The organism is Geodermatophilus amargosae (genome assembly GCF_900116515.1).
Classification (GTDB): Bacteria; Actinomycetota; Actinomycetes; order Mycobacteriales; family Geodermatophilaceae; genus Geodermatophilus; species Geodermatophilus amargosae.
In genome coordinates, this window is record NZ_FPBA01000001.1 from 523,094 (window position 1) to 543,771 (window position 20,678).

The following is a 20,678-nucleotide window of genomic DNA, read 5'->3' on the forward strand; positions in this document are numbered from 1 at the left end:
AACGGCGTCACCGACTCCAGGACGACCGCGACGCCGTCCTGCACCGGACCGGGCAGGACCCCGCCGGCGCCCGCGCCCCTGACGCCCGCGACGGCGATGCCCACCCCGCCGTGGCCTACGTCACGGCGGAGGCGGACGTGATTCTCGCGAGCGCGGCGGTGAGCCCGGTCAGCAGCGGCATGCAGGTGTCGTCGGCAGTCGACCCGAGAACGTGAACCGTCAAGCAGAGAGGACGTGCGGGTCCTCGCGGTGGTGGACGCCGAGCTGCGCAGCCGCCTGACCCAGGACGTCCTGGACGGCGAGCGTGTCGGCCAGCGGCATGACCTCGCTCTCGGTGCGTCCCTCCTGCAGGCACCGCGTGACCTCGGCCAGCTCGTGCGAGTAGCCCACGCCGGACGCCGGGCGGGTGATCTCCTCGGGCTCGGCGCCGGTGCGGTGCAGCACGATCGTGGCCGGGTGGTGGAAGCGGGGGAGGACGTCGATCCAGCCACCCGTGCCGAACACCCGCGCCTGGCCGGGCGTCGGGTAGCGCAGCGACGTCGTCAGCGTGGCCGAGCGGCCGTCGTCCCAGCCGAGCAGGACGGCCGCCTCGGCGTCGGCGCCGGTGGGGTAGGTGGAGCCCGCGGCGGTGACCGTGTCGGGCGTGCCGAGCACCATCTGGGCGAAGGAGACGACGTAGACGCCGAGGTCGAGCAGCGCGCCGCCGCCGAGCTCGAGGGCGAACAACCGGTCGTCGGGGTCGTAGACGCGGTCGACGCCGAGGTCGGCCTGCACCGACCGCACCTCGCCGATGGCGCCGTCGGCGACGAGCTCCCGCAGCGCGACGACGGCGGGCTGGAAGCGCGTCCACATCGCCTCCATGACGAAGACGCCGGCCCCGCGGGCCGCCCTCACCACCTCCTGGGCGCCGGCCGTCGTCGCGGTGAACGCCTTCTCGACCAGCAGCGCCTTGCCGGCCTCGATGGCGGCCAGCGCGATCGCGTGGTGCTGCGGGTGCGGCGTGGCGAGGTAGAGGACGTCGACGTCCGGGTCGGCGAGGACCTCCGCGTACGAGCCATACGCCCGCTCGAGCCCGTGCTGCTGCGCGAAGGCCTGCGCCCGGTCGGCCGAGCGCGACGCGACGGCCACCGGCCGGGCTCCCTCGACGTGCGCGAAGTCGCCCATCACGCTCTGCGCGATGCGCCCCGGTCCGACGATGCCCCAGCGGATCTCCTGACTCACGGCGACGACGCTAACGGGCCCGGGCAGACTGCACTCCGTGGCCGTGCTGATCGACAGCCCCGTCTGGCCCTGGCGGGGGCGCCGGTGGTCGCACCTGGTCAGCGACGTGTCCTACGAGGAGCTGCACGCCTTCGTCGCCGCCGAGCTCGGCATCCCGCGCCGGGCGTTCCAGGGCGACCACTACGACGTCCCCGAGGACCTCTACGACGTCGCCGTGGCCGCCGGCGCGCAGCCGGTGGGCGCCCGCGAGCTGCTGGCCCGGCTGATGGCGGCGGGCCTGCGGCTCAGGAAGCGCGACCGCGCAGCAGGCCGATCTCCGCGGTGATGTTGGCCCGCGCCCGCGGTTCCCAGTCCGCCGTCGCGGGCAGCCGGTAGAGCGCGGGCAGGGCGAGCAGGGACTCGAGGACCGCGATCCGGCCCGCGGTGAACACCTCGTCGGACAGGTGTCCGTACTCCTCGCGGACGGCGGAGGCGTACGCGGCGTAGGCCTCCGGCGGCCCGGCCAGCACCGCGAGGTCGGCGTCGCAGAGGACGGCGCCGTTCCCGTCGTCCGGCGCGGCGTCGTGGCCGGCGGTCAGCAACACCAGCCGGACCACCTCGTCGAGCCGTGCGGGCGGCACGAGGCCGGTCAGCCCGGCGCGCGCCCGCTCGGCACTGACCTGCTCGTTGTCGCCGCGGCGCGGGTCGTAGACGACGTCGTGGTACCAGGCGGCCAGCGCCACGGCGGCCGGGTCGGGAGCGGACCGGCCCAGCTCTCCGGCCAGCCCCAGGACGGCGGCCAGGTGGTGCAGGTCGTGGTAGCGGCGGTGCGGCTCGCTCCACGCGGCGAGGACGGCCGCCCACTCGGTGCGCGCGGTGGGGGAGTCGCCGGCCAGCGCGGCGAAGGCCTCGAAGCCGATGCCGGTCACGCGACCCCGCAGCGGCGCAGGACCAGCAGCGCCAGCGTGCGGGCCACGGCGGTCACCTCGGCCACCGGCACCCGCTCGGCCGGGCCGTGCGCCAGGTGCAGGTCGCCCGGGCCCAGGTGCAGCGCCGGGATCCCGGCGGCGGCGTAGAGGCGCAGGTCGGTGCCGGCCGCCACCGCCCGCTCCGGCGGCGGTGCCCCGCCCGCCTCGACGACGGCGTCGCGGACCTGACCGAGCAGGTCGTGCGCCGGCGGCAGCTGCCCGCTGGCGAAGGCGCCGCCGGTCCAGGTCACCCGCACCGGGTGCGCGGCCAGCCACGGGTCCCCGGCGCAGAACGCGGCGACACGGGCCTCGAACGCCGCGCGGGCGACCTCGACCGGCTCGCCCAGGCGCACGCCGTAGCGGCCCTCGGCCACCAGCCGGTCGGGCACCGACGACGCCCAGTCGCCGGCGTGCACCGTGCCGATCGACAGCCCGAACGGGTACCGCTCGCCGGCGAAGCGCGGGTCGGCGTCGCGCTGCCGCTCGGCCTCGAACGCGCGCAGGTCCGCGTGGGCTCGCGCGAACAGCTCGACCGCGCTCACGCCGCGGTCGCGCATCGCCGCGTGGGCCGCGTGCCCGGTCACCTCGAGCCGGAAGGTGAGCGCGCCGGCCGCGGCGGTGACGACGGCGCCGTCGGTGGGCTCGGGAATGACGCAGGCGTCGCCGCGGTGCCCGCGGGCCAGGGTCGCCCACGCGCCCAGCCCGCCGTCCTCCTCGCCGACGACGCTGTGCAGCGCCACCGGCCGGCGCAACCGCACACCCGCGGCCCGGACGGCGGCCAGCGCGGCGAGCGCCGAGACCAGGCCGCCCTTCATGTCGCAGGTGCCGCGGCCGTGCACCGCGCCGCCGTCCAGGCGGGGGGTGAACGGGTCGCCGGCCCACAGCGCGCGGTCGCCGGTGGGGACGACGTCGGTGTGCCCGCACAGCACCAGCGCCGGGTCGCCGTCCTCGCGGCCGGGGAGCGTGCCGACGATCCCCAGCGCCTCCTCGCGCTCGACCTCCTGGCCGGGCGCGTCCGGTGCGGTGGCGGCGGCCTCGAGGTCGATGGCCCAGCGGTCGACGTCGCAGCCCAGCGCGTCCAGCTCGCCGGCGACCAGGGCCTGCACCTCGCTCTCGGCCGCCGTGCCGCCGACGGAGGGCACGGCGACCAGCCGGCAGAGCAGGCCGACCGCGGCGGCCTCGTCCACGGCGTCGAGCACGGCGGCCTCGGTGCGGGTCAGGTCGGCCACGGCTCGGCAGTCTGGCACGCACGGCGCCGGCGGTTACCGTCGCCGCCGTGACACAGCCCTCCCCGCCGCCCGGGTGGTACCCCGACCCCGCCGGCAGCGGCGGTTCCCGCTGGTGGGACGGCCGGACCTGGACCGAGCACGTGCAGCAGCCGCCCACCCCGCAGCCCGCCCCCGCGCAGGCCCCGCCGGTGCAGCAGCAGTACGGGCAGCAGTACGGGGCGCAGCAGCAGTACGGGCAGCAGCAGTACGGCGGGCAGCAGCAGTACGGTGCCACCCCGCGGCGCTCGGTCCTGCACGACCAGCCGGTCCTGCTGGTCAACCAGAAGACCAAGCTCGTCGAGCTCACCAACGAGTACGCCGTGCTCGACGCCCACGAGGTGCAGATCGGCGCGGTCGTCGAGGTCGGTCAGTCGACGGCGAAGAAGGTCGTCCGCTTCGTCAGCAGCCTCGACCAGTACCTCACCCACCGCCTCGAGGTGCGTGACGCGCACGGGCCGGTCCTCGTCCTGACCCGCCCGGCCAAGCTGGTCAAGTCGCGGGTCGTCGTCGAGACGCCCGAGGGCGCGCCGGTGGGCGAGATCGTCCAGGCCAACGTCTTCGGCCGGATCCGCTTCGACCTCGTCGTCGGCGGTCAGCCGGCCGGCGCGATCCAGGCGGAGAACTGGCGGGCCTGGGACTTCTCCATCACCGACTCCGTGGGGACCGAGGTCGCCCGCATCACCAAGACGTGGGAGGGCCTGGCGCGGACGCTGTTCACCACCGCCGACCGCTACGTCGTCCGCGTGCACGCGCGGCTGCCCGAGCCGCTGGCGAGCCTGGTGCTGGCCTCGGCGCTGACCGTCGACACGGCGCTCAAGCAGGACGCGCGCGGCCTCGGATAGTGGCCGTGTCCCGGTGTGTGCGCGCCGGGACGGGGGTAACGTCATGGGTGTCCGGACCGGGCGATCTGTGTCCCCGGGTGCCAATTGGATACCGCCTTCGCGGACCACCGCTCCGATCTCGGTCGGGGGTCTGGAGCCGCGTCGTGCTTCTCGCCGCGAGGCGACCAGCGCCCGGTCCGGACCCTCCTCTCAGCCGCCCGACCCCACGGCCCAGCCGCACGGGGCGGCGAGCGCCGTCGCCTCCTCCGGCCCCCAGGAGCCCGGCTCGTAGGGGCGCACCTCCGGCCGGTCCTCGAGCACCGGCCGCACCGCCCGCCAGGCGTGCTCGAGCCCGGCGCTGGTGGTGAACAGCGACCGGTCGCCGGTCAGCACGTCGAGCAGCAGCGAGGCGTAGGGCGGCAGCGGGTCCCCGCCCGGGACCGCGGCCAGGTCCAGTGAGGCCCCGGCGACGGCGAGCTCCAGGCCCGGGCCCGGTCGCTTGGCCACCAGCCCGAGGTCCAGCGCGCCGGAACCAGACAGCGACAGCGAGACGGTGTTGCCCCCGCCCGGCAGCGTGCCCACCGGGCCCTCGGGGCGGCGCATCACCAGCGTCACCCGCTGCTGGCTCACGGCCATCCGCTTGCCGGTGCGCAGCAGGAACGGCACGCCGCGCCACCGGTCGGTGTCGACCCACAGCCGCGCGGCCACGAACGTGTCGGTGGTGCTGTCGTCGGCGACGTCGTCGAGGTCCCGGTAGCCGCTGAACTGCCCGAGGACGACGTCCTCGCGGGCCAGGGGCCGGAACGCCGCCAGCACCGCCTCGCGCGCCTCCTGCAGGTCTCCCGGCGTCAGGGACACCGGCGGCTCCATCGCCACCTCGGCGGCCACCTGGAACAGGTGTGTGACCAGCATGTCGAGGGTGGCGCCGGTGGCGTCGTAGAAGTCGGCGCGGTCGGCGACGTCGAGGGTCTCGGGGACGTCGACCTGCACCTGTGCCACGTGCTCGCGGCTCCACACCGACTCGAACAGCCCGTTGGCGAACCGCAGGACGTGCAGGTCCTGCGTGGCCTCCTTGCCGAGGAAGTGGTCGATGCGGAAGACCTGGTCCTCGTCGAGCACCGAGTGCACCAGCTCGTCGAGCTCGCGGAAGTCGTCGGGAGAGGTGCCGTACGGCTTCTCGAAGACGACGCGGGCGCCCTTGGCCAGGTCGTGGGCGTCCAGTCCCCGGGTGATGCCCTCGAACGCGCCGGGCGGGACGGCGAGGTAGTGCACGAGCTGGGCGTCCTCGCCGAGTTCCTCGCGGGCGCCCGCCACGGCGTCGGCCAGCTGCCCGGGGTCGTCGGGGGTGAAGCCGCCGCCGGCGAAGCGCAGCCGCTCGGAGAGGCCCTCGGCCGGCTCGCCGTCGCCGTGCTGGGACAGGGCGTCGCGGACCAGGTCGCGGAAGTCGTCGTCGGAGCGGTCGCCGCGCCCGCTGCCGACCAGGCGCCAGTCGGGCGGCAGCAGGCCGCGCCGGTGCAGGACGTCGAAGGCCGGCAGGACCATGCGCGCGGCGAGGTCGCCCGTCGCGCCGAAGAGGACGAAGACGGTCGGGGGCAGGTCGGCCATGACCCCGGCCCTTCCCCGATGGAGTGGTCGGCAAGCGCGCAGCGCGTCTGAGGTGTCCCTGAGGGGCCCTCAGACGCCGGGGGTGCGCCCAGGACTGCGCGGACGACCGATGCCCGGGCCCGGGCCTCAGCACGAGCGTGGTCGTCGACACCGGACGACGACACGAGGAGACGATCGTGCACACCTACCCCAACCCCGGACTCGAGGCCGAGCTCGCCTACCGGCGCGAGGTCCTGCAGGCGATCGGCCGCGGCACCCGCACCCACACCCGCCGTGGATCGTGGCGGTCCCGCTGGTCCCGCGGGTGACGGCACCGTCGGTGGCCCGTGCCACGATCGGCGCCGTGCCGAGGTGGGACGAGCGACCCCTGGTGGGGAGGGCCGGCGAGCTGGCCACCCTCCTGGCCGCCGTCGACCGGGCCGCGGCCGGCCGCGGCTCGGCCGTGCTCGTCGCCGGTGACGCCGGCGTCGGCAAGTCCCGCCTGCTCGACGAGCTCGCCGCGCGCGCCTCCGGCCGCGGCCTGCGGGTGCTCGCCGGGCACTGCGTCGACCTCGGCGAGGTCGGCCTGCCCTACCTGCCCTTCGTCGACCTCCTCCGCCCCGTCGCCGCCGAGCTCGGCGACGGGGCGGCCGGCCTGTTCGCGGCCCGGTCGGCCGCCGCGCGCGAGCCGGACGCCGCCGACCTGGGCAGCCCGGTCCGTTCCCTGCGCCCACCGGTCGACGACGGCCGGCTGCAGCTGTTCGAGGCGGTCGCCGCGGCGCTGGCCGAGCTGGCGGCGGACGCCCCGCTGCTGGTGGTGCTCGAGGACCTGCACTGGGCCGACCGGTCCAGCCGCGACCTGCTGCGCTACCTGCTGGCCCGGCTGGCCGACGAGCCGGTCGCCGTCGTCGCCTCCTACCGCTCCGACGACCTGCACCGGCGCCACCCGCTGCGCCCGCTGCTGGCCGAGCTGGTCCGGCTGCCCGGCGTGGAGCGCCTCGACCTGGGCCCGCTGCCCGACGCGCAGGTGGAGCAGCTGGTCCGCGGCCTGGCCACCGGGGTGGCCGACCGCACGGTCGACGACGTCGTGGCCCGCGCCGAGGGCAACGCCTTCTACGCCGAGGAGCTGCTGGCCGCGGGGCTCGCGGGGGAGACGCTGCCCCTCGGGCTCACCGACGTGCTGCTGGCACGGGTCGAGCAGCTGACCCCGGCCGCGCAGCAGGTGCTCCGGGTGGCCGCGGTCGCCGGGCGCCGGGTTCGGCACGAGCTCGTGGCGGCGGTGGTCTGGCCGTCGGCCGAGGGCGACCTCGACGCCGCGCTGGCCGAGGCCGTGCACTCCCACCTGCTCGTCGTCGACCCCGACGGCGCCTACCGCTTCCGGCACGCGCTGGTGCGCGAGGCGGTCCTCGCCGACCTGCTCCCCGGCGAGCGGGTGCGGCTGCACGCCGCCGTCGCCGGGCACCTGGCGGCCGAGCCGACGGCGGGCACCGCGGCCGAGCGGGCCCACCACCTGCGCGAGAGCCACGACCTGGCCGGCGCGCTGTCGGCCTCCCTCGAGGCTGCCGACGCCGCCCGCTGCGTGGGCGCCCCGGCCGAGTGGCTGCAGCACCTGGAGACGGTGCTGGCGCTGTGGCCGGCGGTGCCCGACGCCGCGGAGCGGGCCGGGCGCGGGCAGGCCGAGCTGCTGCTGGACACCGCGGCCGCCGCGCGCCGCGGCGGCGAGCTGCACCGCGCGGTCGCGCTGCTGCGCTCGGCGCAGGACCTCCTCGGCGCCGAGGGCGACCCCGAACTCCGCGCGCGGGTGCACTACACGCTGGCGCAGGTGCTGGCCCGCATCGAGGACCAGGCGTCCGCGTTGCGCGAGAGCACCGCGGCGATGGAGCTGGTGCCGGCCGCGCCGCCCTCGCCGGTGCGCACCTGGGCGGCGGCCACCCACGCCCGCGCCTGCTACGACCTGGAGCGCCGGGCGGACGGGGACGCCGCCGCCGAGGAGGCCCTCGCCGCCGCCGACGCGCTGGGCCTGGACAGCGCCTGGGCCGACGTCGCGGTGACGCTGGTGCGGTCGCAGGCCGTCGAGGGTGGCGACCCGGCCGCGACGCGCCCCCGGCTGGAGGAGGCGCTGGCCCGCGCGCGCCGGTCCGGCGACGCCGACGTCGAGATGCGGGTGCTGTTCAACCTCGCGACCGTCGCCTGGGAGGCCGGGCAGTCGGCCGAGACGCTGCGGTGGAGCGACGTGGGCCTGGAGCGGGCCCGTGCCCTGGGCGTCGAGTGGTCGTTCTACGCCGCGGAGCTGCGGCACCTCGGTGTCGTCTCCCGGTACGTGATGGGCGACTGGGACGGCAGCCTGGCGCTGGCCGACCGGCTGGCGCGGGTGCCGGAGATGGCCGCGCACGTGCGGGCGGCGGGTCTGCTGGTGCAGGTCGGCCGCGGCGACCCGTCGGTGGCCGAGCGGGTCGCCTGGGCGCGCGGGCTGGTCGAGCGGCTCGACGCGCACGTGCTCCTGCTGCTGGCCACCGCGGGTGCCGAGATCGACCTGGCCGCGTGGGCAGGCGACGCCGACACCGCGGTCGCCCGGACGCAGGAGGCCGCGGAGACGCTGGAACGGCTGTGGGGCGCCAGCCGGCTCGCCGTCCTGCGGCTGGGGGCCATGGCGATGGCCGCCGTCGCCGACGCGGCGGCGACCGCCCGGCTGACCGGGGACGCCGACGCGGAGCGCCGGTGGGCCGATGCGGGGGAGTCGGTGGCCGGGCTGGCCCGGGACGCGGTCGCCGACCACACGCGCGTCTTCGGCGGGCACGGGATCGAGGCCACCGCGTGGCTGGCGCGGCTGGAGGCGGAGGCCGCCCGGCTGGCCGGGCGCGCGGACCCGGAGCTGTGGGCGGCCGTCGTCGACGCGTTCGGCTACGGCCACGCCTACGAGCAGGCGCGCAGCCGGTGGCGGCTGGCCGAGGCGCTCGTCGCCACCGGCGACCGGGACGCCGCCCTCGCGCCGCTGACCGCCGCGGCCGGGACCGCGCGGGAGCTGGGGGCCGCGCCGCTGCTGGGTGCGGTCACCGCGCTGGCCCGCCGGGCACGGCTGGAGCTGCCGGGCACCGGGCGGGTGGTGGAGACCGCGGCGGTGTTCACCCCGCGCGAGGCCGAGGTGCTGGCGCTGCTCGCCCGCGGTCGCACCAACCGGCAGATCGGCAGCGAGCTCTACATCAGCGAGAAGACCGCCAGCGTGCACGTGAGCAACATCCTGGCCAAGCTCGGCGCCGGCTCGCGCACCGAGGCCGTCGCCCTGGCCGCGTCGAGGGGCCTCCTGCCCACGGGCTAGACACTCGCGGTGATCATGGAGGCCCGACAGCAACACGCCGACGCGGAACGGCGTGTCGCCGCGGCGGCTCCGTGATCGCCGCGGGGATGTGCCCGGTCGGCGCCGCAGCGGGGACCGGGGACCTCGTCCGGCCTCAGAGCATGGTGCGGAGGCGCTCGCGGCGGGCGCGCAGGACGTCGACCGACGCCGAGGCAGACGGCGGCCCGGGCACGTGCTGGCGCAGCTGGGTGTGCACCACCGCGTGCGGCGTCGACGTCTTCGCCGACACCCGGCTGACCAGGCGGTTGATCTCCCGGCGCAGCTCGGCGACGTCGCGCCAGGAGCGGCCGGCGTCGTCCTCCTCGGGGTGGTCCTCGACGACCGGCAGCTCGCCGGTGTCCTCGTCGTGCACCCGCTGGGCGATGCGCACCCGCAGCTCGTCGTCCCGCCTGGCCAGCAGCGACGCCGTCTGCTCGGGGGTGAGCAGGCCGGGGATGCCGAGGAAGTCCTCCTCCTCGTCCCCGAGGGGCGCGGCGGCCATGCCCTCAGCCGGCCCACCCGACCCGTCGCCGGTGTGCGCCGTCCCGCCGTGCAGCACGTGCGCGAACCGGGCGTCGGCCTCCAGCGCCTCCCACTGCTTGAGACCCACCGCCTCGCGCTCCTTCGGCGGCAGCGGGTCGAGGTCGAGCGCCTCGGGGTCCTGCGCCTTGGGCGGCGGCATGACGTGGTTGCGTTCCTTCTCCATCGACGCGGCCAGGCCGAGCAGCGGCCGGACGGCGGGGAGGAACACGGTGGCCGTCTCGTGCGGCGCCCGCGAGCGGACGACACGGCCGACGGCCTGGGCGAAGAACAGCGGCGTCCGGTAGGAGGTCATCCACGCGAGGACGGCGGCGCGGGGGACGTCGACGCCCTCGGAGATCATCCGCACGCAGACGGCGATCCGCGCCGACCCGGTGGCGAACCGCTCGATCTTCTTCGACGCCTTGGGGTCGTCGGACAGGATGAGCTCGGGCGCCTTGCCGGTGATGCGCTTGACGATGCGGGCGTAGGCGCGGGCGTCGTCCTGGTCGCTGGCCAGCACCAGCCCCGCGGCGTCGGCCATGCCGTTCTCGCGCAGGTGGGTGATCCGCTCGTCCATCGCCGCGATGACGTGCGGCACCCACTGGCCCTTCGGGTCCAGCGCGGTGCGCCAGGCCGCCATCTCGACCGAGCGGGTGCCGGCCTCCGACAGCGAGGCGGCCACCACCTCGCCGGCGGAGTTCCGCCAGCGCGCGGTGCCGGTGTAGGCGGCGAAGACGACCGGGCGGACGACGCTGTCGGCCAGGGCCTCCTTGTAGCCGTAGGTGTAGTCGGCGCGGCTGACCAGCCCCGCGCCGGCCTCTCCGCCGTCACCCTCGAAACCGTCCTCCTCGTAGCGCACGAAGGGGATCCGCTCGTCGGCCTTGGTGCGGAACGGTGTCCCGGTCAGGCACAGCCGGCGGGCGGCGAAGCCGTAGGCCTCCTCGATCGCCTCGCCCCACGACAGGCCGTCCCCGGCGTGGTGGACCTCGTCGAGGATGACCAGTGTCTTGACGGCGGTGGCGCGGGCGGCGTGCAGCATCGGCTTGCCGGCGACCTGCGCGTACGTGGTCACGTAACCCTGGGTGCCGGCGCGCACCGGGCCCACGGCGTTGGTCAGGCCGGGGTCGAGCACGATGCCCACCCGGTCGGCGGCGTCGGCCCACTGCAGCCGCAGGTGGTCGGTCGGGCAGACGACGATCACGCGGGCCACCTCGCGCCGCTGCAGCAGCCGCGAGGCGAGGGTCAGGGCGAACGTCGTCTTGCCGGCGCCGGGGGTCGCGGTGACCAGGAAGTCCTTCGGCCGGGACTCCTCGTAGCGCTCGAGGGCGGCCTGCTGCCATGCCCGGAGCGGTCGGCTGGTCGTCTGCGGGGCGACCGCCCCGGCCCGTGCTGCACTCGCCATCTCGCGGACCATCCTGCCTGCGCCGGAGGGGACACGCCCAACCGGCCACCTCCCGCGCGCCCACCGGGACCCGTCGTATACGCGGCACTGCGCACCGCGCTGACCTGCGCTTTCCCTGCGAGCTCCGCGCGGACGTGGCACGCCTCACACCGCGGGGGGACCGGTCCGTCGCGTCCCGGCCGTCCCATCCGCACCGGGTGCGGCGCTAGCCTGGCGACGGCTCCTCGACCAGGCAGCCCCGGCCCGCGCACCGGCTCACCCGCCTCCGAGCGCCCCGCCGTCCCGCCCGTCGAACCTCTCCCGCAGGAGCCCCCGTGACCTCCCTGGCGTCCGCCCCGACCCCCGCGCCCGCCGCCCGCCTGCGCGGGGTGGCCAGCTCGCCGGTGCGCGAGCTGCTCGCGCTGCTGGACCGCCCCGAGGTGATCTCCTTCGCCGGCGGCCTGCCCGCGCCGGAGCTGTTCGACGTCGAGGGGCTGCGCGCCGCCGCCGACGCCGTCCTCTCCGGCCCCGGCGCCCGGCGCGCCCTGCAGTACGCACCGACCGAGGGCGACCCCGACCTGCGCGCGCAGGTGGCCGCCCGCGTGAGCGCCCGCGGCCTGCCGACCGACGCGGCCGACCTGCTGGTCACCACCGGCTCGCAGCAGGCGCTCACCCTCGTGGCCACGGCACTGCTCGATCCCGGTGCCGTGGTCGCCGTCGAGGACCCGACCTACCTGGCCGCGCTGCAGTGCTTCTCGCTGGCCGGCGCCCGCGTCGTCCCCGTGCCCTCGGACGCGTCCGGCATCGACCCGGACGCGCTGGCCGACGTCGTCGCCCGCGAGCGGCCCACGCTGCTCTACCTGGTGCCCACCTTCGCCAACCCGACCGGACGGACGCTGCCCGCGGAGCGCCGGGCCGCCGTCGCCGCGATCGCCGCGCGGGAGGGCCTGTGGGTGGTCGAGGACGACCCGTACGGCGAGCTGCGCTACCGCGGCGAGCCGGTCGCCCCGCTGGCCACCCAGCCGGGGGCCGCCGACCGCGTCCTGTACCTGGGCAGCTTCTCCAAGCTCGCCGCACCCGGACTGCGGCTGGGCTGGCTGCGCGCCCCGGCAGCGCTGCTGCGGGTGCTCACCGTGGCCAAGCAGGCCGCCGACCTGCACACCTCCACGCTCGACCAGGCCACCGCGGCCGCCTGGCTGGCCGCCACCGACCTCGACGCCCACGTGCGGCGGCTGTGCGCCGCCTACCGCGAGCGCCGCGACGCGATGGTGGCCGCGCTGCCCGGCACCCTCCCGAGCGGGAGCACCTGGACCGACCCCGACGGCGGCATGTTCGTCTGGGCCCGGCTCCCCGACGACGTCGACACCGCCGACGTCCTGCGGGACGCGCTGGCCGCCGACGTCGCCTTCGTGCCCGGGGCGCCGTTCTCCGCCGGGACGCCGGACCGCGCGACGCTGCGCCTGTCGTTCACCACGAACACGGCCGGGACGATCGCCGAGGGCATGCGCCGGCTCGCGACCGTGCTCTGAGGCTCAGGCCCTGCCGGCGGCCCGGTCGCTGAACTCGTCGGTGACCAGGCGCAGGTGCGGGCCGGTGGGGACGTCCGCGCGCGGGTCGTGCACCTCGGGCAGGTCGGCGGCGCGGCGCACCCGGTTCTCCGGCACGTCGAGCACACGGGCCAGGTGCCCGGCGAGGCGGGCGCTGATGAAGGCGCGCCCGCGGGAGCGGGCGAGCCGCTCGATGACCTCCGGCGCGATGGTCCCCCGCGCGCGGCGCGAGACCTCGTGCACGGTCATCCCCAGCTCCCACAGGCGGCGCCGGACGAGGTCCGGCAGGTCCTTGGCAGGCAGCACCCCAGGAACGGTAGTCTTGGACGCCCGGGGCAGCCCGGGCAGGGATCTTGTCCAGGGCACCGGCAGGTGCCGCGCCGGACGCCGGGGACCCACCGTCACCACCTCACCGCCCTGCTGCGCGGGGCGGACGTGCCGGGTCAGTGCGTGAGCTTCAGCCCCACCACGCACGCGACGATGCCCAGCAGGAGCAGCACCCGCAGCGCCGACAGCGGCTCCTGACCCGACGCCATCGCGTAGCCGGCGGTCAGCGCCGCCCCGATGCCCACCCAGACCGCGTACGCCGTCCCGACGGGGAGGCTGCGCATCGCGTACGCGAGCCCCAGCATGCTGGCCACCAGGCCGAGGACGAACACCACCGTGGGTGCAGGTCGGGTGAAGCCCTCCGTGCGGCCGAGGGCGGTCGCCCACACGGCCTCGAGGACACCGGACAGCACGAGGACGAACCAGGACACGACGACTCCCGAGGCTGCCGTCTTGTCGCTGTCCGGGTACGGCGCCGCTCGTCCGGGAGTCCACCGCGGACCCGCCTCCACCCTCGCACGCCCCGGACGGCGCCGGCTGGTGAGAACGGCCACCGCCCTGCGCGGCCGGTCCGGCAGACACCGCGGCGCCCGGCACGGTGGCGGACACGTACGTCCCGGGAGCGCGCCGTGGCGCCGTGCCGCTCGGCAGCCGATGGAGGTCCCGTCCACCGCCCACGGGAGCATCCTGCAGGCATGAGCGACGCCGAGTACGCCGACCTCCGCCGGCGCGCGGCGACGGGAGACCGCGACGCCGTCGACGAGCTGATCGAGGTCGCCGGTGAGCGAGGCGACCTGGCCGAGCTGCGCCGGCTGGCCGACCGCGGCTCCCGCGACGCCACCGACGAGCTCGTGCAGCGGGCGAGCGAGCTGGACGACCTCACCGAGCTGCGCCGGCTCGCCCAGGAGGGCAACGCCGACGCCGCCGACGTCCTGCACGAGCTCACCGAGGAGTGAGACGACCGCGGCCCCCGGGTCACGAGGACCAGGGGCCGCGGCGAGAGGTGTGGCCCCGCTGCAGGGTCCCACCGCGAGCTCGCGAGTGGTGGGGGACAGCGGGGTCCTTCGTCAGTCGGCGGGCTCGTCGACCCAGTCGGGGCCGTTGACCTCGCCCGGTCCGGCGAGGTCGGCGGCGTCGACGATCGTGTACGCGTAGCCCTGCTCGGCGAGGAAGCGCTGCCGGTGGGCGGCGTACTCGGCGTCGAGGGTGTCGCGGCTGACCACCGTGTAGAAGTGCGCCTGCCGGCCGTCGGCCTTGGGCCGCAGCACGCGCCCGAGCCGCTGCGCCTCCTCCTGCCGCGACCCGAAGGTCCCCGACACCTGGACGGCGACGGCGGCCTCGGGCAGGTCGATCGAGAAGTTGGCGACCTTGGACACCACCAGGGTCTTGATCTCCCCGACGCGGAAGGCCTGGAACAGCCGCTCGCGCTCCTTGTTGGTCGTCGAGCCCTGGATGACCGGGGCGTCCAGCGCCCGCCCGAGCTCGTCGAGCTGGTCGAGGTAGGCCCCGATGACCAGCTTCTGCTCGTCGGGGTGCCGCTCGAGCACGCGCCGGATCACCGGCAGCTTCGACGTCGCCGTCGCCGCGATCCGGTACCGCTCCTCGGGCTCGGCGACGGCGTAGGTCATCCGCTCCTCGTCGTCGAGACCGACCCGCACCTCGATGCAATCGGCCGGGGCGATGTAGCCCTGGGCCTCGATGTCCTTCCACGGCGCGTCGTAGCGCTTGGGCCCGATGAGGGAGAAGACGTCGTCCTCGCGCCCGTCCTCGCGCACCAGCGTGGCGGTGAGGCCGAGCCGGCGGCGGGACTGCAGGTCGGCGGTGAGCCGGAAGATCGGCGCGGGCAGCAGGTGCACCTCGTCGTAGACGATGAGGCCCCAGTCCTGGGCGTCGAAGAGGTCCAGGTGCCGGTACTCGCCCTTCCGGCGGGTCGTCATCACCTGGTAGGTCGCGATGGTGACCGGGCGGATCTCCTTGCGCTCACCGGAGTACTCGCCGATCTCCTCCTCGGTCAGCGACGTGCGCGCGATCAGCTCGCGCTTCCACTGCCGCCCCGAGACGGTGTTGGTGACCAGGATCAGCGTGGTCGCCTTGGCCTGGGCCATCGCCGCGGCGCCGACCAGCGTCTTGCCCGCGCCGCACGGCAGGACGACGACGCCCGAGCCACCGGCCCAGAAGCCCTCGACGGCCTCCTGCTGGTAGTCCCGCAGGTGCCAGTCCTCCTGGTCCAGCTCGATCGGGTGCGCCTGGCCGTCGACGTAGCCGGCGAGGTCCTCGGCGGGCCAGCCCACCTTGAGCAGCGCCTGCTTGAGCCGACCGCGCTCAGAGGGGTGGACGACGACCGTGTCGGGGTCGATGCGCGCACCGAGCATCGGCGCCACCCGCTTGGAGCGGATGACCTCCTCGAGCACGGCGCGGTCGGTGGTGGCCAGCGTCAGCCCGTGCACCGGGTGGTTGACCAGGGTCAGCCGGCCGTAGCGGTCCATCGTGTCGGCGACGTCGACCAGCAGCGCGTGCGGCACCGGGTAGCGCGAGAAGCGCACCAGCGCGTCGACGACCTGCTCGGCGTCGTGCCCGGCGGCGCGCGCGTTCCACAGCGCCAGCGGGGTGACCCGGTAGGTGTGCACGTGCTCCGGCGAGCGCTCGAGCTCGGCGAACGGAGCGATGGCCGCGCGGCACTCGCGGGCGGCCGGGTGGTCGACCTCGAGCAGCAGCGTCTTGTCCGACTGGACGATGAGGGGTCCGTCGTTCACGGGGATGGGTTGCCTCTCCTCGCAGGGTGGGCGTCTGTCAGGTCAACCGTTGCCGGCGGCCGCTGCTTCCTCGTCGGCCAGCGCGACCGAGGTGATCCGGTGCACCGCGAAGGTGCGGTTCTCCTGCCGGCGCTCGTCCCACCCCTGGAGGAAACCACCCGCCAGTGACACCGGCTGCACCACGCGCTGGCTGCCGCTGCCCTGCGCGTCGACGTAGCCCAGCCACACCGGGATGCCCTCGCGGATCGCGCGGGACAGCAGCTCCAGGGTGCCCGCGGTGGTCACGCCGGGGACCTGCCGCACGGGCGTGGCCGGGCGGGCGGCGAGGGCGGCGTCGCCGGCGCGGATCTCGCGGACGGTGGCAGCGGCCTCCGCCTCGGTGAGCGGGCGGCCGGCCGGCGACGGCGGGGCCCCGGGGCGCCGTCCTGCCGCGCGGGGACGGGCCGGGGGCCGGGTGAGGACCGCACCGCCCGGCGACTCCCCGGCCGGGGCGTACCCGGCCTGCCGCAGCACGGTGAGCACCTCGTCGGCGCCCAGCCCGCTGACCAGCACGCCCGGGGCGAGCCGGCGCAGCTCGGCGTTCGCGGTCCGCCGGTCGCCGAGCACCTGGGACAGCAGGCCGTGGTCGTCGGAGCGCACGTAGCACTCGACGGCGCCCACGCGCAGCCGGCCGTGCTGCCGCGCGACGTCGTCGACGAGGTAGTCCAGCGCCTGCGGCACCGGCGTCCGGGAGGCGCGGGTGAACAGGTCGTGCAGGTCGGTGGCCGACCACCCGGCGTCCAGGGCCCGCCGGACCGAGGACTCCGACACCCGGAACACCGTCGCCCCGCCCGAGGACTCGACGTCGGCGACGACGGCGAGGGTGTCGGCGAGCTCGGCCACCAGCGGGCCGGGGGCGACGAGCGTGAGGTCGGGCTGGGCGAGCACGTGGTCGACCGGCTCGGGCAGCAGCCCCTGCATCCCGTCGGCGGCGCCCTCCTCGCCGCGGGTCAGCAGGCCGCGCCCGCCGGCGGACAGCACGCCGCCCACGAGGACGCCGACCCGCCCGGCCTCGGCCAGCATGTCCGGAACCGGCGCGAGCCGGTCGGCCCGCCGCGGGGTGCGCCAGCGCAGCAGCGCGACGAGGTCGTCGGGGGCCAGCCCGCGCCCGGGCGGGGAGTCGACGAGCGCGGTCAGCGCCGAGCGCCGGATCGCCGGGGCGGTGTGCCGCACGAGGTCGGGGGACAGCGCGTTGACCGCCTTGCCGGCGACGTCGCGCGAGCCGACCAGCGAGGGCAGCCGCGTGCTGTCCAGCCAGCCGGCCGCCAGCGCCGCCCACCGGTCGGGCAGCGGCTGCTCCCGCCACAGGTCGTAGCCGCGGGTGGGCAGCCACTCGTCGCGGTGCGGACCGCCGACGTCGAGCAGCCCCGCGGCGAAGGCCAGCTCCAGCAGCCAGCCGGCATCGGTCTCCGACACCGTCAGCGCCTTCGCCAGCCGCTTGCGGTCCCGGACGGCGACCCCGCCGCTGCGCAGCAACCCGGCCGGCTCCTCCTCGAGCACCGCCAGCAGCTCGCCGACCCGCCCGACCACCTCGAGCGCGGCGCCCGCGGCCTGCCGGTCGACCACGGCGGGATCCCGCTCCACGGTGGCCGGCTCGGGGCGCAGCCGCGGCGGGCCGTAGGGCCGGTCGCCGCGCAGGTACAGGCCGATCTCCCGCGGCAGCTCGACGTTGAGCGCGTCGATGCGGGCCAGCAGGCCCGCCTGCAGCAGCCGCCGGGCCGGGGAGGCGCCGGGGCCGCCGGTCTCGGGCAGGTGCCCGACCGGGCGGTCGCCGGCCAGCCGCTCGAGCACCCCGCGCTCGCCGGGGTCCAGCGCGCCGACGGCGGCGGGCAGGTCCGCGGGCAGCGCCACCCGCAGCTCGGCGGCCCGGCGGCCCAGCCCCGCGGGGTACCGGACCGCGCGGCGCACCTGGTCGGGGGCGTGCAGGACGTCCTCGCCCCACAGCAGCGCCCGCGTGGTCAGCCGCCCGGCCGCCGCGTCGACGACGTCGTCGGGCAGCCCGGGCAGCGCGGCGTGCACGTCCTCGGCGGGCACGCCGTCGGTGGGGGCGAGCAGCACGACGTCGAGCACCTGCAGGGTGGCCGCGTCGAGGTCGTCGAGCGCCCGGTCGACCGACACCGGCACCGCCAGCCGGCTGGCCAGCGCCACGACGTCGGAGGGCGCGGGCCGGGCCACGTCGGGCCGCGCGGCCAGCAGCGCCGCGAGCTGGGCGTCGCTGCGGGTGCGCAGCCACGCGGCCAGCGTGGCGGGACGGTCGGCAGGCATCCGGACCACGCTACGTCGCCGCGGGCGCCGGTGCCGCCGGCCGACGGGGGCTGCGAGCATGGACACCGTGCTGCCGGCCGCCGACGACCCGCACACCCGTGCCGCGCTGGAGGGCTACCGGGCCGGTGCGCTGCGCTGGCTGGCCGGTGGCGTGATCGCCGTCGTCCTGGCCGTGCTGCTCGGCGCCGTCGCGATCAGCCTCGCCGAGGACCGCGGCCGCCCGGTGCCGCTGGCCGGCATGGTCGTCGTCGTCCTGGTCGTCGGCGGCGCGGGGGCGGCGTTCGCCGGGCTCGGCGCGCTGGCCCGCGCCCTGCGCTGGCGTCGGGCGCTGGGCGCCGTCCCGTGGCAGCGCGGGCTGCTGCGCATCGCGGGGCCGGCGATCGTCGCCTTCGAGCCCGAGGGCTACGACGAGTGGGACCCCACGCACGAGCCGGTGCGGCTGCGGCTGGTGAGCACCTCGGTCTGGCGCACCCGCCAGGTGCAGGAGCTCGACGGCGGGGAGGTGCGGCTCGCGCCGGTGGGTACCGGGCAGTGGGTGCTGACCGCCGAGGGGCTGCCCACCCTCTACGGCGCGCGCTCGGCCCGGCGTTCGGCTCGCCGGGACACGGGAGAGCGGGGCTCGTGCGGGTAGGACCAGCGAGCCGCCAGAATGGCGACGACGCGCGCACCGCCCGGTGCGCCCGGTAGACGGAGGCGAGATGGCCAAGCGCAAGGAGAAGCACGCTCACCTGGTCGAGCCGACCTGGGGTCAGTCCGAGGACGCCGGTCCGCCGGTGACCGAGCTGGTCAGTGAGATGGCCGGTGGGCTGTCGCCCTTCGGCGAGGACCACAGCTTCCCGCTGCCGGTCGACCGGATCCGGTATGCCCACCCCACGGACAAGCCCAACCGGGCCGGCGTCCAGCTGCCCGAGAACCGGCGGCCGTGAGCACGCCCGCGCTGCCGTCCTACGCGAGCGGCACCTCTGCCGTCCCCCTGCTGGGGGACACGATCGGGGCCGACCTCGACCGGACGGCGGCGCGGGTGGGCGACCACGAGGCGCTCGTCGAGTGCGCCACGGGCCGCCGCTGGACCTATCCGCAGCTGGTCGCCGACGTCGACGCCTGCGCCCTCGGCCTGGACGCCCTCGGCGTGCACAAGGGCGACCGGGTCGGCATCTGGGCGCCCAACTGCGCGGAGTGGGTCTTCGTCCAGTACGGCACCGCCAAGCTCGGCGCCGTCCTGGTCACCATCAACCCGGCCTACCGCACGCACGAGCTGGCGTTCGTGCTGAAACAGGCCGGGATCTCCGTGCTCGTCGCGGCGCCCGAGTTCAAGACCAGCGACTACCGGGCGATGGTGGCCGAGGTCCGCGGCGACTGCCCCGGCCTGCGCGAGGTCCTCTTCCTCGGCGACCCGGAGTGGGAGCAGCTGCTGGCCACCGGCCGCGCCGCCGACCGCGGCCTGCTCGAGCGCCGCGCCGCCGAGCTCTCGCCCGACGACCCGATCAACATCCAGTACACGTCGGGGACGACCGGCTTCCCCAAGGGCGCCACGCTCAGCCACCACAACCTGCTCAACAACGGGTTCTTCGTGGGCGAGGGCTGCGGCTACACCGAGGCCGACCGGATCTGCATCCCGGTGCCCTACTACCACTGCTTCGGCATGGGGATGGGCAACCTCGGGGCCACCTCGCACGGCGCCACGATGGTCGTCCCGGCGCCCGCCTTCGACCCGGCGGCCACGCTGCGGGCGGTGCAGGAGGAGCGCTGCACCTCCCTCTACGGCGTCCCGACGATGTTCATCGCCGAGCTCGCGCTGCCCGACTTCGGCACCTACGACCTCTCCAGCCTGCGCACCGGCATCATGGCCGGCTCGCCGTGCCCGGTGGAGGTGATGAAGCGGGTGGTCGCCGAGATGGGCATGACCGAGGTGACCATCTGCTACGGCATGACCGAGACCTCCCCGGTCTCCACCCAGACCGGCGCCGACGACGACCTCGACCGCCGCACCGCCACCGTCGGCCGGGTGCACCCGCACCTCGAGGTGAAGGTGGTCGACCCCACGACCGGCATCACCGTGCCGCGCGGCACCCCGGGGGAGTTCTGCACCCGCGGCTACTCGGTGATGCTCGGCTACTGGGACGAGCCGGAGAAGACCGCCGACGTCATCGACGCCGCCCGCTGGATGCACACCGGCGACCTCGCCGTCATGGACGAGGCCGGCTACCTCAACATCGTCGGCCGGATCAAGGACATGGTCATCCGCGGTGGGGAGAACGTGTACCCGCGCGAGGTGGAGGAGTTCCTCTACACCCACCCCGACGTCGTCGACGCGCAGGTGATCGGCGTCCCCGACGAGCGGTACGGCGAGGAGCTCATGGCCTGGGTGCGGCTGCGGGAGGGCGCCGAGCCGCTCACCCCGGAGGCGCTGCGCGAGTTCTGCGCCGGCAGGCTCGCGCACTACAAGGTCCCGCGCTACGTCAAGGTCGTCGACGCGTTCCCGATGACGGTGACCGGCAAGGTGCGCAAGGTCGAGATGCGTGAGGCGTCGGTGCAGGAGCTGGGTCTCGAGGCCGCGGCGGCCATCAGGAACGCCTGAGATGCTCCTATGCCTCGTCAAGCGGTCAGGACGTGGTGGATCTCGCGGGCGATGTAGCGCTTGAGGCAGCGGATGATCTCGAGGTTGCTCA

General features: G+C 76.1%; 18 protein-coding genes and 1 riboswitch. Of the genes, 9 read left to right on the forward strand and 9 right to left on the reverse strand.

Going from position 1 to position 20,678, the window contains the following annotated elements; genetic code table 11:
* Nucleotides 1–219: 219 nt before the first annotated feature.
* Entirely contained in the window at nucleotides 220–1,221 is a 1,002-nt protein-coding gene (locus tag BM414_RS02510; protein WP_093577812.1) for a Gfo/Idh/MocA family protein, read from the reverse strand.
* Between the two features lie 37 nt (nucleotides 1,222–1,258).
* Here BM414_RS02510 and BM414_RS02515 point away from each other — a divergent pair, with 37 nt between their 5' ends.
* Nucleotides 1,259–1,546: a DUF4031 domain-containing protein gene (locus BM414_RS02515; RefSeq protein ID WP_093577813.1), complete on the forward strand. Its 288-nt coding sequence runs from the start codon at nucleotides 1,259–1,261 to the stop codon at nucleotides 1,544–1,546.
* Here the strand turns inward: BM414_RS02515 and BM414_RS02520 are convergent.
* Entirely contained in the window at nucleotides 1,506–2,129 is a 624-nt protein-coding gene (locus BM414_RS02520; RefSeq protein ID WP_093577814.1) for an HD domain-containing protein, read from the reverse strand. The genes BM414_RS02515 and BM414_RS02520 overlap by 41 nt on opposite strands.
* Nucleotides 2,126–3,397, reverse strand: a complete 1,272-nt coding sequence (locus BM414_RS02525; protein WP_093577815.1) for an ArgE/DapE family deacylase — start codon at nucleotides 3,395–3,397, stop codon at nucleotides 2,126–2,128. Before BM414_RS02525 ends, BM414_RS02520 begins: the two co-directional genes overlap by 4 nt.
* 47 nt (nucleotides 3,398–3,444) lie before the next feature.
* Here BM414_RS02525 and BM414_RS02530 point away from each other — a divergent pair, with 47 nt between their 5' ends.
* The gene (locus tag BM414_RS02530; RefSeq protein WP_093577816.1) at nucleotides 3,445–4,278 is read left to right on the forward strand and encodes an LURP-one-related family protein; all 834 of its coding nucleotides are present in this window, start codon (nucleotides 3,445–3,447) and stop codon (nucleotides 4,276–4,278) included.
* A 189-nt stretch (nucleotides 4,279–4,467) separates the two neighbouring features.
* Here BM414_RS02530 and BM414_RS02535 read toward each other — a convergent pair whose 3' ends face one another.
* Complete coding sequence (locus BM414_RS02535; RefSeq protein ID WP_093577817.1) at nucleotides 4,468–5,862, reverse strand: glucose-6-phosphate dehydrogenase; 1,395 nt, start codon at nucleotides 5,860–5,862, stop codon at nucleotides 4,468–4,470.
* Between the two features lie 176 nt (nucleotides 5,863–6,038).
* Between BM414_RS02535 and BM414_RS31265 the strand changes: the two genes are divergently transcribed.
* Both BM414_RS31265 and BM414_RS02540 read left to right on the forward strand, forming a co-directional pair.
* Nucleotides 6,039–6,170 carry a hypothetical protein gene (locus BM414_RS31265; protein WP_281246704.1) on the forward strand — a complete coding sequence of 44 codons (132 nt, stop codon included), beginning with the start codon at nucleotides 6,039–6,041 and terminating at the stop codon, nucleotides 6,168–6,170.
* Complete coding sequence (locus tag BM414_RS02540) at nucleotides 6,167–9,157, forward strand: helix-turn-helix transcriptional regulator (RefSeq protein WP_245784416.1); 2,991 nt, start codon at nucleotides 6,167–6,169, stop codon at nucleotides 9,155–9,157. The genes BM414_RS31265 and BM414_RS02540 overlap by 4 nt, the downstream gene beginning before the upstream one ends.
* Nucleotides 9,158–9,290: 133 nt before the next feature.
* Here BM414_RS02540 and BM414_RS02545 read toward each other — a convergent pair whose 3' ends face one another.
* Nucleotides 9,291–11,099 carry a DEAD/DEAH box helicase gene (locus tag BM414_RS02545; protein WP_093577914.1) on the reverse strand — a complete coding sequence of 603 codons (1,809 nt, stop codon included), beginning with the start codon at nucleotides 11,097–11,099 and terminating at the stop codon, nucleotides 9,291–9,293.
* A gap of 314 nt (nucleotides 11,100–11,413) precedes the next feature.
* On the opposite strand from BM414_RS02545, the gene BM414_RS02550 reads away from it, so the two are divergent.
* Complete coding sequence (locus tag BM414_RS02550; RefSeq protein WP_217644484.1) at nucleotides 11,414–12,607, forward strand: aminotransferase-like domain-containing protein; 1,194 nt, start codon at nucleotides 11,414–11,416, stop codon at nucleotides 12,605–12,607.
* Between the two features lie 3 nt (nucleotides 12,608–12,610).
* Here BM414_RS02550 and BM414_RS02555 read toward each other — a convergent pair whose 3' ends face one another.
* Nucleotides 12,611–12,931 carry a hypothetical protein gene (locus BM414_RS02555; RefSeq protein WP_093577819.1) on the reverse strand — a complete coding sequence of 107 codons (321 nt, stop codon included), beginning with the start codon at nucleotides 12,929–12,931 and terminating at the stop codon, nucleotides 12,611–12,613.
* A gap of 137 nt (nucleotides 12,932–13,068) precedes the next feature.
* Entirely contained in the window at nucleotides 13,069–13,383 is a 315-nt protein-coding gene (locus tag BM414_RS02560; RefSeq protein ID WP_093577820.1) for a DMT family transporter, read from the reverse strand.
* Between the two features lie 10 nt (nucleotides 13,384–13,393).
* Nucleotides 13,394–13,459, reverse strand: a riboswitch (guanidine-III (ykkC-III) riboswitch).
* A gap of 188 nt (nucleotides 13,460–13,647) precedes the next feature.
* Here BM414_RS02560 and BM414_RS02565 point away from each other — a divergent pair.
* Complete coding sequence (locus BM414_RS02565) at nucleotides 13,648–13,908, forward strand: hypothetical protein (RefSeq protein ID WP_093577821.1); 261 nt, start codon at nucleotides 13,648–13,650, stop codon at nucleotides 13,906–13,908.
* A gap of 111 nt (nucleotides 13,909–14,019) precedes the next feature.
* On the opposite strand, the gene BM414_RS02570 is transcribed toward BM414_RS02565, so the two are convergent.
* Both BM414_RS02570 and BM414_RS02575 read right to left on the reverse strand, forming a co-directional pair.
* Nucleotides 14,020–15,705, reverse strand: coding sequence for a DNA repair helicase XPB (locus BM414_RS02570; RefSeq protein WP_093577822.1), 1,686 nt, complete (start codon nucleotides 15,703–15,705; stop codon nucleotides 14,020–14,022).
* A gap of 42 nt (nucleotides 15,706–15,747) precedes the next feature.
* A complete protein-coding gene (locus BM414_RS02575; RefSeq protein WP_093577916.1) occupies nucleotides 15,748–18,009 on the reverse strand; it encodes a helicase C-terminal domain-containing protein in 2,262 nt (753 codons plus the stop codon).
* 58 nt (nucleotides 18,010–18,067) lie between these two features.
* On the opposite strand from BM414_RS02575, the gene BM414_RS02580 reads away from it, so the two are divergent.
* From BM414_RS02580 to BM414_RS02590, 3 genes are all read left to right on the forward strand, one after another.
* Nucleotides 18,068–18,640: a hypothetical protein gene (locus BM414_RS02580; RefSeq protein WP_245784417.1), complete on the forward strand. Its 573-nt coding sequence runs from the start codon at nucleotides 18,068–18,070 to the stop codon at nucleotides 18,638–18,640.
* A gap of 67 nt (nucleotides 18,641–18,707) precedes the next feature.
* Complete coding sequence (locus BM414_RS02585; protein ID WP_093577823.1) at nucleotides 18,708–18,935, forward strand: hypothetical protein; 228 nt, start codon at nucleotides 18,708–18,710, stop codon at nucleotides 18,933–18,935.
* On the forward strand, nucleotides 18,932–20,587 hold the full coding sequence (locus BM414_RS02590; protein WP_093577824.1) for an AMP-binding protein: 1,656 nt from the start codon (nucleotides 18,932–18,934) through the stop codon (nucleotides 20,585–20,587). The genes BM414_RS02585 and BM414_RS02590 overlap by 4 nt, the downstream gene beginning before the upstream one ends.
* The last annotated feature ends 91 nt before the right edge of the window (nucleotides 20,588–20,678 follow it).